17 protein-coding genes are annotated in these 14,771 nt (G+C 66.1%); 14 read left to right on the top strand and 3 right to left on the bottom strand.

The genetic code is table 11. The annotated features are described in order from the left end of the window. The first annotated feature begins 65 nt into the window (after positions 1–65). The 6 genes from IAQ70_RS21145 to IAQ70_RS21120 all read left to right on the top strand — a co-directional run bounded on the left by IAQ70_RS21145 (position 66) and on the right by IAQ70_RS21120 (position 4,351). Positions 66–725: a GntR family transcriptional regulator gene (locus IAQ70_RS21145; protein WP_190991917.1), complete on the top strand. Its 660-nt coding sequence runs from the start codon at positions 66–68 to the stop codon at positions 723–725. Positions 726–820: 95 nt separating this feature from the next. Next, the gene (locus IAQ70_RS21140) at positions 821–1,582 is read left to right on the top strand and encodes a phosphatase PAP2 family protein (protein ID WP_190991916.1); all 762 of its coding nucleotides are present in this window, start codon (positions 821–823) and stop codon (positions 1,580–1,582) included. Beyond that, positions 1,552–2,262, top strand: coding sequence for a DedA family protein (locus IAQ70_RS21135; protein ID WP_190991915.1), 711 nt, complete (start codon positions 1,552–1,554; stop codon positions 2,260–2,262). The genes IAQ70_RS21140 and IAQ70_RS21135 overlap by 31 nt, the downstream gene beginning before the upstream one ends. A 4-nt stretch (positions 2,263–2,266) precedes the next feature. Beyond that, the gene (locus IAQ70_RS21130; protein ID WP_190991914.1) at positions 2,267–2,935 is read left to right on the top strand and encodes a response regulator transcription factor; all 669 of its coding nucleotides are present in this window, start codon (positions 2,267–2,269) and stop codon (positions 2,933–2,935) included. Next, entirely contained in the window at positions 2,928–3,926 is a 999-nt protein-coding gene (locus tag IAQ70_RS21125) for a sensor histidine kinase (protein WP_190991913.1), read from the top strand. Before IAQ70_RS21130 ends, IAQ70_RS21125 begins: the two co-directional genes overlap by 8 nt. 44 nt (positions 3,927–3,970) lie before the next feature. After that, positions 3,971–4,351 carry an RNA-binding S4 domain-containing protein gene (locus IAQ70_RS21120; protein ID WP_190991912.1) on the top strand — a complete coding sequence of 127 codons (381 nt, stop codon included), beginning with the start codon at positions 3,971–3,973 and terminating at the stop codon, positions 4,349–4,351. Positions 4,352–4,358: 7 nt separating this feature from the next. On the opposite strand, the gene IAQ70_RS21115 is transcribed toward IAQ70_RS21120, so the two are convergent. After that, positions 4,359–4,865 (bottom strand): hypothetical protein, encoded by a 507-nt coding sequence (locus IAQ70_RS21115; protein ID WP_190991950.1) that lies wholly within the window; start codon positions 4,863–4,865, stop codon positions 4,359–4,361. A 120-nt stretch (positions 4,866–4,985) separates the two neighbouring features. Between IAQ70_RS21115 and IAQ70_RS21110 the strand changes: the two genes are divergently transcribed. Next, positions 4,986–5,603 (top strand): uracil-DNA glycosylase, encoded by a 618-nt coding sequence (locus tag IAQ70_RS21110; RefSeq protein ID WP_164204097.1) that lies wholly within the window; start codon positions 4,986–4,988, stop codon positions 5,601–5,603. Positions 5,604–5,707: 104 nt separating this feature from the next. Here the strand turns inward: IAQ70_RS21110 and IAQ70_RS21105 are convergent, their stop codons facing one another. After that, a complete protein-coding gene (locus tag IAQ70_RS21105) occupies positions 5,708–6,952 on the bottom strand; it encodes a type II toxin-antitoxin system HipA family toxin (RefSeq protein ID WP_190991911.1) in 1,245 nt (414 codons plus the stop codon). Further along, positions 6,949–7,248, bottom strand: coding sequence for a helix-turn-helix transcriptional regulator (locus IAQ70_RS21100; protein ID WP_190991910.1), 300 nt, complete (start codon positions 7,246–7,248; stop codon positions 6,949–6,951). Before IAQ70_RS21100 ends, IAQ70_RS21105 begins: the two co-directional genes overlap by 4 nt. Positions 7,249–7,624: 376 nt before the next feature. On the opposite strand from IAQ70_RS21100, the gene IAQ70_RS21095 reads away from it, so the two are divergent. The 7 genes from IAQ70_RS21095 to IAQ70_RS21065 form a co-directional block, all read left to right on the top strand. Then, positions 7,625–8,383 carry a FadR/GntR family transcriptional regulator gene (locus IAQ70_RS21095; protein ID WP_407682608.1) on the top strand — a complete coding sequence of 253 codons (759 nt, stop codon included), beginning with the start codon at positions 7,625–7,627 and terminating at the stop codon, positions 8,381–8,383. A 34-nt stretch (positions 8,384–8,417) separates the two neighbouring features. Beyond that, positions 8,418–9,530 (top strand): asparaginase, encoded by a 1,113-nt coding sequence (locus tag IAQ70_RS21090; RefSeq protein WP_190991909.1) that lies wholly within the window; start codon positions 8,418–8,420, stop codon positions 9,528–9,530. A gap of 64 nt (positions 9,531–9,594) precedes the next feature. Then, positions 9,595–11,028 carry an aspartate ammonia-lyase gene (locus tag IAQ70_RS21085; RefSeq protein WP_190991908.1) on the top strand — a complete coding sequence of 478 codons (1,434 nt, stop codon included), beginning with the start codon at positions 9,595–9,597 and terminating at the stop codon, positions 11,026–11,028. A 36-nt stretch (positions 11,029–11,064) separates the two neighbouring features. Then, positions 11,065–12,585 (top strand): amino acid permease, encoded by a 1,521-nt coding sequence (locus tag IAQ70_RS21080; protein ID WP_190991907.1) that lies wholly within the window; start codon positions 11,065–11,067, stop codon positions 12,583–12,585. Between the two features lie 163 nt (positions 12,586–12,748). Beyond that, complete coding sequence (locus tag IAQ70_RS21075) at positions 12,749–12,997, top strand: SCO4226 family nickel-binding protein (RefSeq protein WP_190991906.1); 249 nt, start codon at positions 12,749–12,751, stop codon at positions 12,995–12,997. A 165-nt stretch (positions 12,998–13,162) separates the two neighbouring features. Further along, a complete protein-coding gene (locus tag IAQ70_RS21070; RefSeq protein WP_190991905.1) occupies positions 13,163–14,479 on the top strand; it encodes an ATP-binding protein in 1,317 nt (438 codons plus the stop codon). Positions 14,480–14,564: 85 nt separating this feature from the next. Next, positions 14,565–14,771, top strand: a 207-nt coding sequence (locus tag IAQ70_RS21065; RefSeq protein ID WP_190991904.1) for a hypothetical protein, incomplete at its 3' end; no start/stop codon positions are given.

Here is a 14,771-nt window from a genome sequence, read left to right as displayed (position 1 = left end):
CGTACCATCGACTGTTAACAGATCGAGTGTAAACAGTCGACCACTGACATTGAGGAAGTATCACGATGGCCGGAGCAACAGCACCCCTGCTGGGACTGCAGAAGAAGAGCCTGCGCGAGCAGGCCCTTGCCGCTTTGCGTGCCGCCATCACCAGCGGGGAACTTGAACCCGGCCGGCACCTGGTGGAAACGGAATTGTCCGAGATGCTCCAGATCAGCCGCGGCACCCTTCGCGAAGCCCTTCGCCAACTGGAACAGGAGGGCCTGCTCTCCGCCGGGCCACGCGGCCGCCTTTCCGTCCGGCACCTGGACGCCAAGGAAATCCGGGACATCTACTCGGTCCGGGCTGCGCTGGAGTCGCTGGCTGCCCGGACGTTGTGCGAACTCCCCGACCGGCAGCACGTCATCGGCTCGCTACGGTCCGCCATTGAAGCCATGGCCGCTGCAGAGCAGTCCAGCCTGCAGGACCGGGTTGAGTCGGACCTGGAATTCCACCGGACCCTGTGCCGCCTCACCGGCAACGAAACCCTGCTGCATTCGTGGGAGTCGCTGGAGGGGTCCATCCGGATGTCCATCATGTTCGCGGGCCAGGACAAGGGTGTGATGAACATGAGCGTGGACCGGCACTACGACATCGTCGCCGCCATCGAGACAGGCGATGCCTCGCTGGCACGGAACACCATCCGCGAGCACATGGAGACTGCGGCCGCGAACCTCGTGGCGTAGGGCGCCCAACTCAGTTCTTAAGGGTTTCTTAATGGCCCCGCGGCAGAGTTGATGGGGGCGGCCCGCCGGCCTCCCTGTGCCGAGCCGGAGCCTCAATGCCTGACGCAAGTAACGACCGTACCCTTACAGCCACCACCCGGCCTGGCTTAAGCCAGCCCGCGGCCAGGACCCGGCCGCTTGCGCTGCCTCAGGCGCCGCATTGGCTCCTCCTCGGGATTTCGCTCGCCGCCGTCGTCGTCATTCTTGGCCTGACGGTCGCACATGTTCCCGGTGTCAGCACAACCGAACTGGGCGTGGACCAGGGCCTCAGCCTGCATCACATTGCACTGCTCACGGCCGTGGCCGTGGCGTTGAACCTGCTGTTCGGGCCCGTGGCGGGGTTGCTGGCGATCGCCGCAATTGCCGCGTTTCTGCTGCTGGTCCGCCGCGCGCCCGTCAGTGCCCTGGCGTTCGGCCTTGTTGCTGCCTCCGGGTGGGTGGCGAGTGAGTTCTTCAAGCTCCTGGTGGCGAGGCAACGCCCCGATGCTGCGCTGCTGTTCGATCCCCTGGCCCCGGAATCCGGGACAGACAGTTTTCCCAGCGGCCATGCGACCTTCGCCGTGACTCTTGCCTTTGCGGTGTTTTTCCTGGCCCGGGGCACCCGGTGGGCGAAATTCGTCGCGGTCTCCGGCGTGGTGGTGGTTGCCCTCGTGGCGTGGTCCCGGCTGTACATCGGTGTCCACTACCCTTCCGACGTCGCAGGTTCGCTGCTGGCCGGCACCGCGGCGGTGGTTCTTCTCGCGGGTCTGTGGAACAGGTTCGTACCTCTTGCCCTCGGAAAGGCATCATGCAGGCATTTCATGCACTCGCCGCGGTAGCCGCCTCCGCCGCTGCTTCGTCGCCCCTGGATCCCGCGGGGCTCCTTGAGGGTTTGGGACCGTCCGCCCTGGCAGTCATCGCCGGGATGGTCTTCATCGAATCCGGGGTCCTCTTCCCGTTCCTGCCCGGGGACTCGCTCCTCTTCACGGCGGGCCTGCTTCACCAGCAGCTGAACCTCACCCTTCCGCTCCTGATCGGCGTCGTGTCAGCCGCGGCGGTGGCCGGCGACCAGGTGGGTTTCTTCCTCGGCCGGAAGTTCGGCAGGCGGTGGTTCAAGGACGATGCCCGGATCCTGAAGACCTCGCACCTGACCCAGACCGAGGAGTTCTTCCACCGGCATGGCGGCGGCGCGGTGGTGCTGGCCCGCTTTGTGCCGATAGTGCGCACCTATGCCCCGCTGGCAGCCGGGATCGCCCACTACACCTACCGGAAGTTCCTCCTCTGGAACATCGTGGGCGCCGTGGCGTGGTCCGCGTCCGTGATTTTGTTGGGGTCCTGGCTGGGTCACTTCGAAATCATCGCCAACAACATCGACCTGATCGCCGTGGCCATGGTCCTGGTCTCGGTCATCCCGTGGGTCATTGAGTACCTCAAGCGCCGCAGGAACAAGGGCAACGCCAAGGAACCGGCCGAAGAATCCGCGGATCAGCCCGTGAAAGAGTTGGCCGCGGAAGAATAGCCCCATGACAACAGATGCCCGGCCGTCCCTGCTTCTGGTCGAAGACGATCCGGTCCTGGGCCCGCTGATTGCAGAGTTGCTGGAAGGCGACTACCGGATCAGCCTGGTAACGGACGGAAGGCTTGGCCTGAGCACCGCCCTCGGGGAACCGTGGGATGTCATGGTGATCGACCGTGGTCTTCCCGGAATGGACGGGATTGCGCTGATCAGCGCCCTGCGGGCGAAAGGGATTTCGACGCCGGTGCTGATCCTGACCGCGCTGGGCGCGACGGACGAGAAGGTCCGCGGCCTCGACGCCGGGGCCAATGACTACATGAGCAAACCGTTCGACGCCGGGGAGCTGGGTGCGCGCCTGCGCGCGCTGACCCGCAGCTACACCCAGCCGAGCGTGAGCATCGGCGACTGGGACCTGAACGCCGTCGGCCGTTCCGTGCGGTCCGTTTACGGGCCTGTGGTGACGCTGACCGCGAAGGAGTGCGACTTGCTGGCGGCCCTCGCCACGGACCCGGCCCGTGTCTTCAGCCGGGAGGAGCTCATCGGCTCCGTTTTTCCCTCCACCGACCAGCCAAGCGTGATCGACACCTATGTCCACCACCTGCGCCGCAAGATTTCCCGGAACGTGATCCGCACAGTCCACGGCGTGGGCTACCAGATCGGGGACGGCCATGAATGACACAAACACCGCCACCGCAGACCCGGACCGGGCCACCCTCCGCAAGGCCTCGCTGAGGATCGCTGTACGCATCAGTGTTGCCTGCGCCGTGATGGTCCTCTGCCTGCTCGCGGGGGCCGCGATCTACCTGACCAACCAGCTGTCGCACCCGGAACTGCCCGGACCGTCCGGCCCGGCCGCCGACTTTGCGTACCTTGACTACAAGGATCTGCTCAAAGCCCTGATCATCGCCGGTGCAGCGGGGATCGTCCTCGCCGGGGTGGTCGGCTGGTTCAGTGCCCGCAGCGCTATTGAGCCTCTGGGTGCCGCGATGGCCCTGCAGCGCCGGTTCGTCCAGGATGCCAGCCACGAACTGCGGACGCCCCTGGCAATCCTGGACGCACGGATCCAGCTGGCCCAGCGTGACACCCCCTCAGAGTCGAAGCAGGGGCAGGCGCTGGTGCGGATCCGGCAGGACACCTCAGAGCTGACGGCAATCGTCAACGAACTGCTCCTGGCCGCAACGGGAGCCGCAGCGGAAACCCCTGCGGATCCGATTGATGTGGCGGGGGTGGTGGAGTCCGTTGCGGAGAGCGTCCGGACCATCGCCCATGACCAGGATGTCAGGGTCGCCGTCACTCCGGGCGGGCGTCCGTTGGCCCGGATCGACGAAAGCAGTTTGCGCCGAGCCATCCTGGCGCTGGCTGACAATGCCCTGGCGCACACACCGGCCGGCGGGGCCATCACACTCGCCGCGGCAGCGAGCCAACGCAGCGCGATTATCACGGTGACGGATACGGGAAGCGGGATATCCGGCGTCGACCGTGACAGGATCTTCGAGCGCTTCGTCAGGACACCGCGTCCGGACGGAACGCGGGCGCAGCGCAGCTTCGGCATCGGGCTGGCCCTGGTCCGCGATGTGGCCACCGCTGCCGGCGGCACTGTGGAGATCGCCCGCACGGGCCCGGACGGAACCACCATGCGGATCACACTTCCGCTGGCCACCGCCTGAACTGCCGGACCGGACGAGACAACGCCGTATACTCGGTGCCAGCCATGACCAGCCTTCCTGCCTCCCCCGCCAGCGTCCGCATTGATGCGTGGCTGTGGGCCGTCCGCGCCTACAAAACCCGTTCCGCCGCCACCGCCGCTTGCCGGGCCGGACACGTGCGGCTGAACGGCAGCCCCGCGAAGGCTTCGGCCACGCTCGTCACGGGCGAGACCGTGACGATACGCATGTCAGGCTATGAACGCACGCTTGAAGTCCGCCGTTTGATTGCCAAACGCGTGGGGGCCGAGGCCGCGTCACACTGTTTCACGGACCACACCCCGCCCAGGCCTGTGGCACCGGCGCTGGGTCTCCCGCAGCGGGACCGCGGCGCCGGACGGCCGACCAAAAAGGACCGGCGGGAAATGGAACGGCTTAAGGGCTCCTAGTTCCGGGCTAGTTTTTGAGCCTGGCCTGCACGAGGTTGGCGAAAGGCAGCTTGCCGTGGTCCGCCACGAAGGCAGCGTGATAGGCGGCTTCGGCCTGGTTCACTTCGTCGACGGGATGCTCTCTCCACGCGATAATCAGCTCGTCCGTGTGGGTCAGCTGCCAGATCAGCCGGCCGTCCCAGTGTCCCGGCGGCAATCCCCTGCCGAAGTCCAGGAACTCCTTGATCTGGCTGCGGAGGCCCCGGTTGCCCTTGCTTCCGGGCCCTGCCTTGCCGATGAAGAGAATGTCCGCGCCGTCCACCCATTCAGCGAACAGCGCTTCCGCCGGCAGGGTGGGGATCTTCTTCTTGAAGACGCCTGCGGTGCTTCTCTTCAGGAAGTGTGGCTCGTACTCGTTGGGCCGCAGGACGGCGAACACGCCCGTGCCCTGCGGAACCCGCATGATCTCGAGGCTGTCGAACGACTTGAAGCCGGCGAAGCCGTCAGACTTGAGCGTTTTCCTGTCCATCCTGATGACGATACCCGGGCCGCCACTGGTCCGCTGCCCGAATCTGCACTGCGCACCTAAACGTCCAAAAGCGTAGAGTGGCATAAGACGCCTGATTCTGGACGCCTTGCTGCTGAGGGAGAGATCGTGACGATTGACTGGGACGAAAAAAAGGCCCTGCTACAGGAACCAAACATTGCGGCGGTAACGCAGCTTTGCGACGAACTGATGGAAAAGAAGCCAGGGTCCGTTGTTCCGTACATCGATCCCGTGCACGACGAGGATGAATGCCGGATCGTCAGCCTCCATGTGAGCCCGGGCAAGGGCACCGAATCCGGGTTTGTCTCCCATTTCAATGACGACGAAGCCGCCCGGCGGGCCACGCAGATCTACGAACTTGCGGAGCTCGATCCCCGCTACGTGATGCCGTGGAACGCCTACCCGTGGGTCCGCGATCCGGAACTGCCGTCGGCGTTGAACGTCCAGGAAAAGACCGACGGGCTGCGGCCCTTCCGGCAGTTCCTGAAAATCAACCGCCGGGTCTCCGCAGTCATCGCCCACGGCACCGATGCCTCCACGTTCCTTACCCTCTTCGAGAAGACCTACCATTCTTCCCTGAAGAACAGCGGCATCAAGATTTACAAGGCCAGCGCGCTCGGCGGGCGGGCCTTTGCTGTTTCCGAGGCCAAGCAGGAGGACCTCCTGGCCAAGAGCGTGGAAGTCTACAAGGACGCCATGCAGCGGGCAGGCATCCAGCACCTCTAGCTTCCTCTTCCCCCGCGAGATGGCAGTTCGCGGCAGTTGCGCGGACGTGACTGCCGCGAAGTGCCATTTCGGGACGTACGACGGCGGCACTCACCGTGAGTGCCTTACCCCTCCAGCAGCCTCCGCCGGTGTTTCAGCTCCTTGACCCATGCACGGGTCACCATGTCCGGAAACGGCGAGCCGCCGTCGTCGTTCCTGCCCGGACTATTGACAGCGGCGAACGCCGTGCCGGCTTCCAGGTCGGCGATCAGCGGCCCTGACGCCTTGAGCGCCAGCTCCACCACCTGGGTAGCCGTCCGGTCAGTAAGTCCAAGGTCTTTGGCCCAAGCCAGGAAGTGCCGCCTCGAGATCCCGCTCCGCTTCCCGCTCAGCGTCAGGGCCAGCGTCTTGTCGCCGTAAACCACTGTGGAGGGGATGTCATACACGGGCGCGATGGTCCACTCGCCGTGCGGCAGCCGGACCATGGAGACGTTTTTGGCGTGCAGGTCCCCGTTGCCGCTGAGCCACGCAAAGGCCCCCTGGATGGCGAGGTTGCGCAGGGCCGGAAGCGGCGCCGAGCAGTACTCCGCCAGAGCATGGCACACCGTCCCGAAGCTCACGTTGTACTTGTCCGCCGGGTAGAGCTTCAGAACCTGTGCCCCGTCCTCCACCGCCAGCCGCCGAACCTCGTTGGCCCCGCCGCCGGGAACCGGGATCCGGTCGAAGCGCTCCACGAGCAGGCCCGGCCGGCCCGCGACGTCCCGGATCAGCTGCACGGGGCTCAACGGGATGCGCAGTTTGGCCGCATACCGGAACATCACCAGTTCGTTCTCCACTACGTGCGGAAACTCCGGCGCGTTGAGTTTGAGGATGAACCGTTTGCCGGCGCTGGCCACGGGGAGCGAGATCATCCCGGCGGACAACTTGTCCTGAACGCCGGCGAGAGCAACGGGGTCAATCAGATCCGGGTCTCCCAGCAGCTGGTCGAAGTCCATGGGCAGCTTGGTGTCCAGCTCGACGGCATGCTCGTCCGGGTCAAGCGGTTCGCCGTGGCCCACAATCTGCACGTCACCTACCGGGTTCCCGCCGGCGGCGATGAGCAGGGACAGATCGTCATCGGCGCTGGTCTTGATGGATCGCCGCAGTGCATTGAGCCGGCGCCCCTCCGGCAGCAGTCCAGTGAAGTAGGGCGGCGCCGCTCCGGCGGCGGAAAGCACCGGCTCGCCGGTGAGCGGGAGGGAACTGGCGACGGCGGGTCCCCCGCTTTGCAGATAGGCCGGGAGATAGCTGAACCGGGTGCCGCCGTCGTGCCGTTCGAGTTTGGCAGCCAGGACACCGGCCTTGTAGATGTCCGCGATGCGGTGCTTCACGGCTTGATGTTGTCGGCGCTGGCAGGGCCGGCGAAGGCTCGGGCCGGCCCACTCGCCGGGCTGCCGAGAGTGCGGGCGGCTTCGCTGGTCCGGGGGGCGATGCGAAGCTCAAGGCCCAAAGTTTCCAGTACGGCGGTCAGTGAATCCAACTGGATGCTCGGCTTGCCCTGCTCCACGAAACGGACAAAACGCTCGGAGACGCCTGCCATGTCGGCCAGATCCTGCTGCGTGAGGCCCAGATCGCCCCGGCGGGAGCGCACCTTAGCGGCCAACATGGTGGTGATGGGTTCGGTCATGACAGCTCCAATAGGTACGATCGTGCCGTTCTCGTGTTTATGGGGAGTCTACGCCGGATTGGGCGCCATCAAAAGACGCGGTCCGGCACGAACGTACCGGAACGCGCCTTGAGGGTTTGGCGACCGTGCCGGGTTCTGCTCAATCATTCACGATGACGAGATCCCGGGCCCCCGTGAATACGCGGGCCGTGACCCAACGCGCCGGAATGATAGGGCAAAATACGACGCCGGCCGGGCGTGCGACACATTCCGACGTCGCACCACCCGCGCGTCGAACCCCGCGCCCGAACCCAGACCCCCACCCACTCCCCCAGCCCGTGCCCGTGCCCGTGCGCACGAGCTTGACATGGAGTGTGACCCGTGCCATATTTGAAGCGTGAACCTGTCAGACAGCCGGACAGCAGGACAGCCTGCAAATTCCGCCCGCGAGGAGTCCCCCGCACTCCAGCCCGCGGCAATTGGGGGAGCCCAGCCCTTGGCCCGCCTCAGCGCTGCCGAAGCGGTATTCAATGCAGTCCGCGCTGACATCGAGTCAGGCAAGGTGGCGGTGGGCGGGAAGCTCAGCTCCGAGGCGATGCTGTCGCAGCAGTACGGGGTCAGCCGCTCGGTGATCCGCGAAGCCCTCCGTTCCTGCACAGCGCTGGGCCTGACGGTTACGAAAACCGGCAAGGGCACGTTTGTGGTCGCCGACAAGGTTGCGAACGACCTCACGCTGGGGCAGTACTCCGCCCGGGACCTCACCGAAGCCCGGCCCCACATCGAGGTTCCCGCAGCCGGACTGGCCGCCCACCGAAGGTCTAACGAAGAACTTGAGACGATGCGGCACATCGTCGCCGCGATGACCACGGAAACCGACCCCGAGTCCTGGGTTGCCCTGGACTCCAGCTTCCACGCCGCCATCGCCCGGGCCAGCGGCAACAAAGTGTTCGCCAGCGTGGTGGCCGACATCAGGGGCGCACTGGCCTTCCAGTCCGAGACGCTGAACATGGTGGCCGACCGGCAGCACGCCTCGGACGCCGAACACCAGCGCATCCTCGAGGCCATCGAAGCAGGCTCCGCCGACGAAGCCAGCAGCGCGATGGCCGAACATCTGCGTGCCGTGGGCGTCGCCCTGGATTCCATCCTCAATCACTAACGCTTCAGCACGCATCCCCAACCCCTAGGACTCCATGCCTTCCCCTGCCCTTCATGCTGACCAGACTGCTGCCCCCGGCGCCGGCGCATCCGGCACCGCCGCACAAGGATTCCCGACCGCGACCGACGCCGGGAACCTCCCGCAGCACGCACCCCTGGTGGTCGCCACCCGCGACGGCCTCGTGGAAAGCGTCCACTACGGCTCGGCCATCGCGACGGCTCCGGACGGCACCATCCTGGCCGCTGCCGGCGATGCCCTGGCCCCGTTCTACCCGCGTTCCTCCCTCAAGCCGCTGCAGGCCGTGGCCATGCTCCGCGCCGGCCTGAAACTCCCGGCGGACCTCCTGGCCCTGGCGTCCGCGAGCCACTCCGGCGGCGCCAAACACCGCGGCGGCACCCAGCGCATCCTCGCCATGCACGGACTCGCTGCCAGCGACCTCGAGAACAGCACCGACCTCCCCTACGGCACCCGCGAGCGCGAAAACTGGCTGCGTTCGGGACTCCATGCCACGCAGGTCACGCAGAACTGCTCCGGCAAACACGCCGCCATGGCCGCCACCTGCGTCATCAACGGCTGGCCGGTCAAGGGCTACCTGACCCCCTCGCACCCGCTGCAGCAGTTGGTCGCGGCCACCGTCACCGACCTGACCGGCGAGCAGCCGCTGGCCCGCAGCACCGACGGCTGCGGCACCCCGCTGTTCGCCCTCACCCTCCGTGGCATGGCCCGCGCCTTCGGCACCATCGCTGCCGCTGCAGCCACCGCGCATCCCGCAGAAATAACCCCCGACGACGGCGGGACCGCCACACCGGCAGCGGAAGCCGCCGTCGGACTCGCCATGCAGCAGCACCCGGACATGGTGGCCGGCGAGCGCCGGGACGTCACCGAGCTGATGCGGCTGCTCCCCGGCGCAGTGGCGAAGGACGGTTTTGAAGGTGTGCAACTGGTGGGCCTGCCGGACGGCCGCGCCGTTGCCGTCAAGATTTCCGACGGCGGCGACCGCGCCCGGATGCCCGCCACCGTCCACGTGCTCGAGTCCCTCGGCGTGAACACTGCGTCGCTGGCCGGCATCGGCACCGCCCCGGTCCTCGGTGGCGGCCACCAAGTAGGCCTGGTCCAGCACGCAGATTTTCTGGCTCAACTTTCCTGACTCCATCAACCGTGCACTCAACAACGCTGTCCAAACCCGTCAACGAAGCCCCGCGAGGACCCCTATGACCAACCTGACCACCATTGATGCTACTGAGGTCGTACCGGAAACCCGGTCCGAGCACGACCTCCTCGGCGACCGCGATATCCCCGCCGGAGCCTACTGGGGCGTCCACACACTGCGCGCCGTAGAAAACTTCCCCATCACCGGGCAGCCGCTGTCCTCCAACATGCACCTGGTCCGTGGCCTCGCCGCCGTAAAGCTGGCCGCAGCCCGGACCAACCACGAGCTGGGCCTGCTGGACGCAGAGCGGACAGAGGCCATCGGACAGGCGTGCCAGGACGTCATGGACGGCAAACTCAGCGACCAGTTTGTGGTGGACGTGATCCAGGGCGGCGCCGGAACGTCGTCGAACATGAACGCCAACGAGGTCATCGCCAACCGGGCGCTCGAGATCCTCGGCCACCCTAAGGGCGACTACTCCCGCCTGCACCCGAACGACCATGTGAACCTCAGCCAGTCCACCAACGACGTCTACCCCACGGCCGTGAAGCTGGGCACCATCTTCGCCGCCCGGGAACTGCTGGACGCACTGGCCGAACTCGAAGAGGCCTTCGGCGAGAAGGCACTGGAATTCCGCACCGTGGTGAAAATGGGCCGCACCCAGCTCCAGGACGCCGTCCCCATGACCCTGGGCCAGGAATTCGGCACCTACGCCATCACCATCGGTGAGGACCGCCTGCGCCTGGCCGAGGCCGAACTGCTGATCCACGAAATCAACCTCGGCGCCACGGCCATCGGCACCGGCCTGAACGCCCCCGCCGGCTACGCGGAGGCAGCCTGCCGGCACCTGGCGGAGATCACCGGACTTCCCCTGGTCACCGCCGTCGACCTCATCGAAGCCACCCAGGACGTGGGCGCCTTTGTGCACCTTTCCGGCGTCCTCAAGCGGGTGGCTGTGAAGCTCTCCAAGATCTGCAACGACCTCCGTCTGCTCTCCTCCGGGCCGCGCGCGGGCTTCGGAGAAATCAACCTGCCCGCAGTGCAGTCCGGGTCCTCCATCATGCCCGGCAAGATCAATCCGGTGATCCCGGAAGTGGTCAGCCAGGTGGCCTACGAGGTCATCGGCAACGACGTCACCATCACCATGGCCGCCGAAGCCGGGCAACTCCAGCTCAACGCCTTCGAACCCATCATTGTCCACAGCCTCCGCAAGAGCATCTCCCACCTCGAAGCCGCCTGCCGCACCCTCACGGCCCGCTGCGTCCGGGGCATCACCGCCAACACCGAGCACCTCCGCCTCACCGTGGAACAGTCCATCGGCCTGGTCACAGCCCTGAATCCCCAGCTGGGCTACGCCACTGCCACCGCCATCGCCCAGGAAGCACTCGCCACCGGCAAGGGCGTCGCGGAACTCGTGCTGGAACACGGCCTGCTCACGGCCGGCCAACTCCAGGAACTCCTCAGCCCCGAACGCCTGGCCGACCTCAGCAAGTAGTCCCCAACCGCCCCCGGATTTCAAAGGACACCCCCAATGTCGAATCCCCCCACTCCCATCCCTGACCACATCATTGACGGCGGCCACGCGCACGCCACCGAATCGTCCCTCCACGCCGAGGACAAGGGCTACCACAAGAACCTCAAGCCCCGGCAGATCCAGATGATCGCCATCGGCGGCGCCATCGGCACCGGCCTGTTCCTCGGTGCCGGCGGCCGGCTCAACGCCGCCGGCCCGTCGCTGGTCATCGCCTACGCGGTCTGCGGATTCTTCGCGTTCCTCATCCTCCGGGCACTGGGCGAACTGGTCCTGCACCGGCCCTCCTCGGGCTCGTTCGTCTCCTACGCCCGGGAGTTCTTCGGCGAGAAAGCTGCGTTCGTGTCCGGCTGGTTCTACTGGATCAACTGGGCCACCACCACCATCGTGGACATCACCGCCGCCGCCCTCTACATGCACTTCTTCGGCCACTACATCCCCTGGATGGCCGCGGTCCCCCAGTGGGCCTGGGCCCTGATCGCCCTGCTCGTGGTCCTCGCCCTGAACCTCGTCTCCGTGAAGGTCTTCGGCGAACTCGAGTTCTGGTTCGCGCTCATCAAAGTCGCCGCCCTCGTCATCTTCCTCGTGGTGGGCACGTACTTCGTTATCTTCGGCACCCCCGTGGACGGCCAGCAGGTGGGCCTGAGCCTCCTCTCGGACAACGGCGGCGTCTTCCCCAACGGCCTGCTGCCCATGATCATCCTGATGCAGGGCGTCCTGTTCGCCTACGCCTCCATCGAACTCGTCGGCACCGCCGCCGGCGAAACCGAGAACCCGGAAAAGATCATGCCCAAAGCCATCAACTCCGTGGTCTTCCGCATCGCCGTCTTCTACGTCGGCTCCGTCATCCTGCTCGCCCTGCTCCTGCCCTACACGTCCTACGAGAAGGGCGTGAGCCCGTTCGTGACGTTCTTCGGCTCCATCGGCATCCAGGGCGTGGACGTCATCATGAACCTCGTGGTCCTCACCGCCGCGCTCTCCTCGCTGAACGCCGGCCTGTATTCCACCGGACGGATCCTTCGCTCCATGTCAGTGAACGGCTCGGCGCCGAAGTTCGCGTCCCGGATGAACAAGGCCGGCGTCCCCTACGGCGGCATCGCCATCACCGCCGGCGTCTCCCTCCTCGGCGTCCCGCTGAACTACCTCGTCCCCGCCCAGGCCTTCGAAATTGTGCTCAACGTGGCCTCCGTGGGCATCGTCATGACCTGGGCAACCATCGTCCTGTGCCAGATCCAGCTCAAGCGCTGGGCCGACAAGGGCTGGCTCGAGCGCCCCTCCTTCCGCATGTTCGGCGCCCCCTACACCGGCTACCTCTCCCTGCTCTTCCTCGCCGGCGTCCTCATCATGGTCTTCATCGACTCACCGCTCACCATGCTCGTCACCGCCATCGCCTCGGTGCTGATGGTGATGGGCTGGTACGCCTGCCGGACCCGCATCCGACAAATCGCGGCCACCCGAGAAGGCTTCACCGGCACCGCCCCCGTCATCGCCAACCCGCCTTCGGACACGTTCAGGAAGTAAGGCGCCGGTGACGCCCGACGGCGGCACCCGGGTTCTGTTTCCACGGAACCCGGGTGCCGCCGTCGTCGCTTCCACAATCCTCTTGACTGCAGAAGGGCGCAGGTCTAACGTCGGCCGCATCCTGCTGTTTCAACGGCGAAACCGAGTTAAGGAGATTGGCATCATGCCGGAATTCATGGATGTTCATCGCAACATGGTTGGCATCACCCAGGAAGCCCTGATGGAGGCCCACAACGCCGATCTTGCCATCCAGGACGACGAGAAAGTTGACTTCAAATCAGCCTGGGCCGATCCCGAGTCGGGCTTGGTCTACTGCCTGTCGGAGGCCCCTTCAGCGGATGCCGTCCGGCGTATACATGAGCGCGCAGGCCACCCCGCCGACGAGGTCCACCCCGTTCCGATCAAAGTCTGATTCGGTCCCACCCCCATCGCGGCACGCAGGGGCCGCCTTGTAATGCAACGCTCCCGCAACCCATCGTCGCGGGCAGATCGCCTATGCTCAGCAGAGCGCCTCACCGCGCTGCACTGTGCACTTTACGACCTGCAGTTCAACGACGAACCACCCGGGAGACACGGCATGACCAACTGGCGGATCAGGGATTTCCACTCAGCAGACCTGGACGGCATCCTGCATCTGTGGGAGTCCCTCAAAGCTTCTGACGTCGAGCCCGTTTATGCCCTCTCGGAAGTGCTGGCGTCGTGCGAGAAGGACCACGCAGTGGTGGCGGTGCAGGGCGAGCAGGTGGTCGGAGCCGCCGTCGGACGGGCCGCCCACGACCAGGGCTGGATCGTTTTCCTGGCTACGCTGCCGGAATACCGCGGCCGGGGCATCGGCACCTCGCTGCTCGCCGCCGTCGAAAACCGCATGGCACCGCACGGCCTTAACAAACTTTCCGCGCTGATGCCCGAGGCTGAAACCCGCGTGGAGGCCTTCCTCAGCCGCGGTTTCGCGCTGAAAAAGAACCTGCGGTATTTCGAGCGGACCATCCCTGTGCAACGGCAGGAGCTCGGCGCGCTCGGCCAGCTGGGTGGCCGGATCCTCGCACGGGACCTGTGGGAAAACGTAGCGGGCATGCGCAAGGAGAAGGAGCTCCTGGAACGGCGCCTGGTCCTGCCGCTCGCGGAGGCCGACCTCGCTGACGAATACGGTGTGGTGCCGCCGCGGGCCGTGGTGCTGTTTGGTCCTCCGGGAACCGGCAAAACCACCTTTGCGAAGGCGATCGCGTCCCGGCTGGAGTGGCCGTTTGTGGAGGTTTTCCCGTCCCGCCTTGCCTCCGATCCCAAGGGGCTTGCCGGCGCGCTGCGCCAGACGTTCCTGGAGATCGCCGAGCTGGAGCACTGCGTGGTGTTTATTGACGAGGTGGAGGAGATCGCCTCACAGCGCTCGGGCGAACCGCCGTCGCCGCTGCAGGGCGTCACCAATGAGCTGCTGAAAATCATCCCGGCATTCCGTGAACAGCCCGGCCGCCTGCTGGTCTGCGCCACCAACTTCATCCGGGCGCTGGACACTGCCTTCCTACGCCACGGCCGGTTCGACTACGTCATCCCCATCGGCCTCCCCGACCGCCAAGCCCGCGAAGCCATGTGGCAGCGCTTCATCCCGGCCGCCGTGGTGGACGACGTCGATGTGGAACTTCTCGTGGAGCGCACCGAGGGGTTCTCGCCAGCGGACATTGAGTACGCCGCCCGCAGCGCCTCCCAGCGTGCGCTGGAGAAGGCAGTGTACGACGACGGCGGCGCGGCTTCCGGCGGCAGCGTTTCGGTTCGCGAGGCGGTCCGGAAGGGGCCCTCCACGGAGGATTATCTGGACGCCATCGGGGAGACGCGGACCACCGTCAGCGCCGAGGTCCACGAAGACTTCCTGGAGGACATCGACGCGCTGGGGCGGGTCTAGGCAGGGCGTCAAAGACTTTCCCAAAGTTTTTGAAGAGTAGCTTCCGGGCGCCTTAAATGTCGTACCCCCTCGACATGATGGAGGTATGGAAAGCACAGCAGCGGACGGGCGGTCACCAGGGGCGGTGCCAGTCCACGCGGCGTCAGCGGATGCGGCGTTTGAGGCCGTCGTGGCTGGCGTTGCCGAACTGACCGAGCTCCGTCGTCGTCAGCGTGAGGACCCCGCCGGGCCGGATCCGCTGCGCCGGGGTGTGGACAACTCCCTGGACCGCCTGGCCGTAATCTCCCGGCTC

It is taken from the genome of Pseudarthrobacter sulfonivorans (genome assembly GCF_014712225.1).
In the GTDB taxonomy this organism is placed as follows: domain Bacteria; phylum Actinomycetota; class Actinomycetes; order Actinomycetales; family Micrococcaceae; genus Arthrobacter; species Arthrobacter sulfonivorans.
The sequence above is the reverse complement of the archived record's forward strand: the minus strand, read 5'-3'. Positions and strand labels throughout refer to the sequence as shown.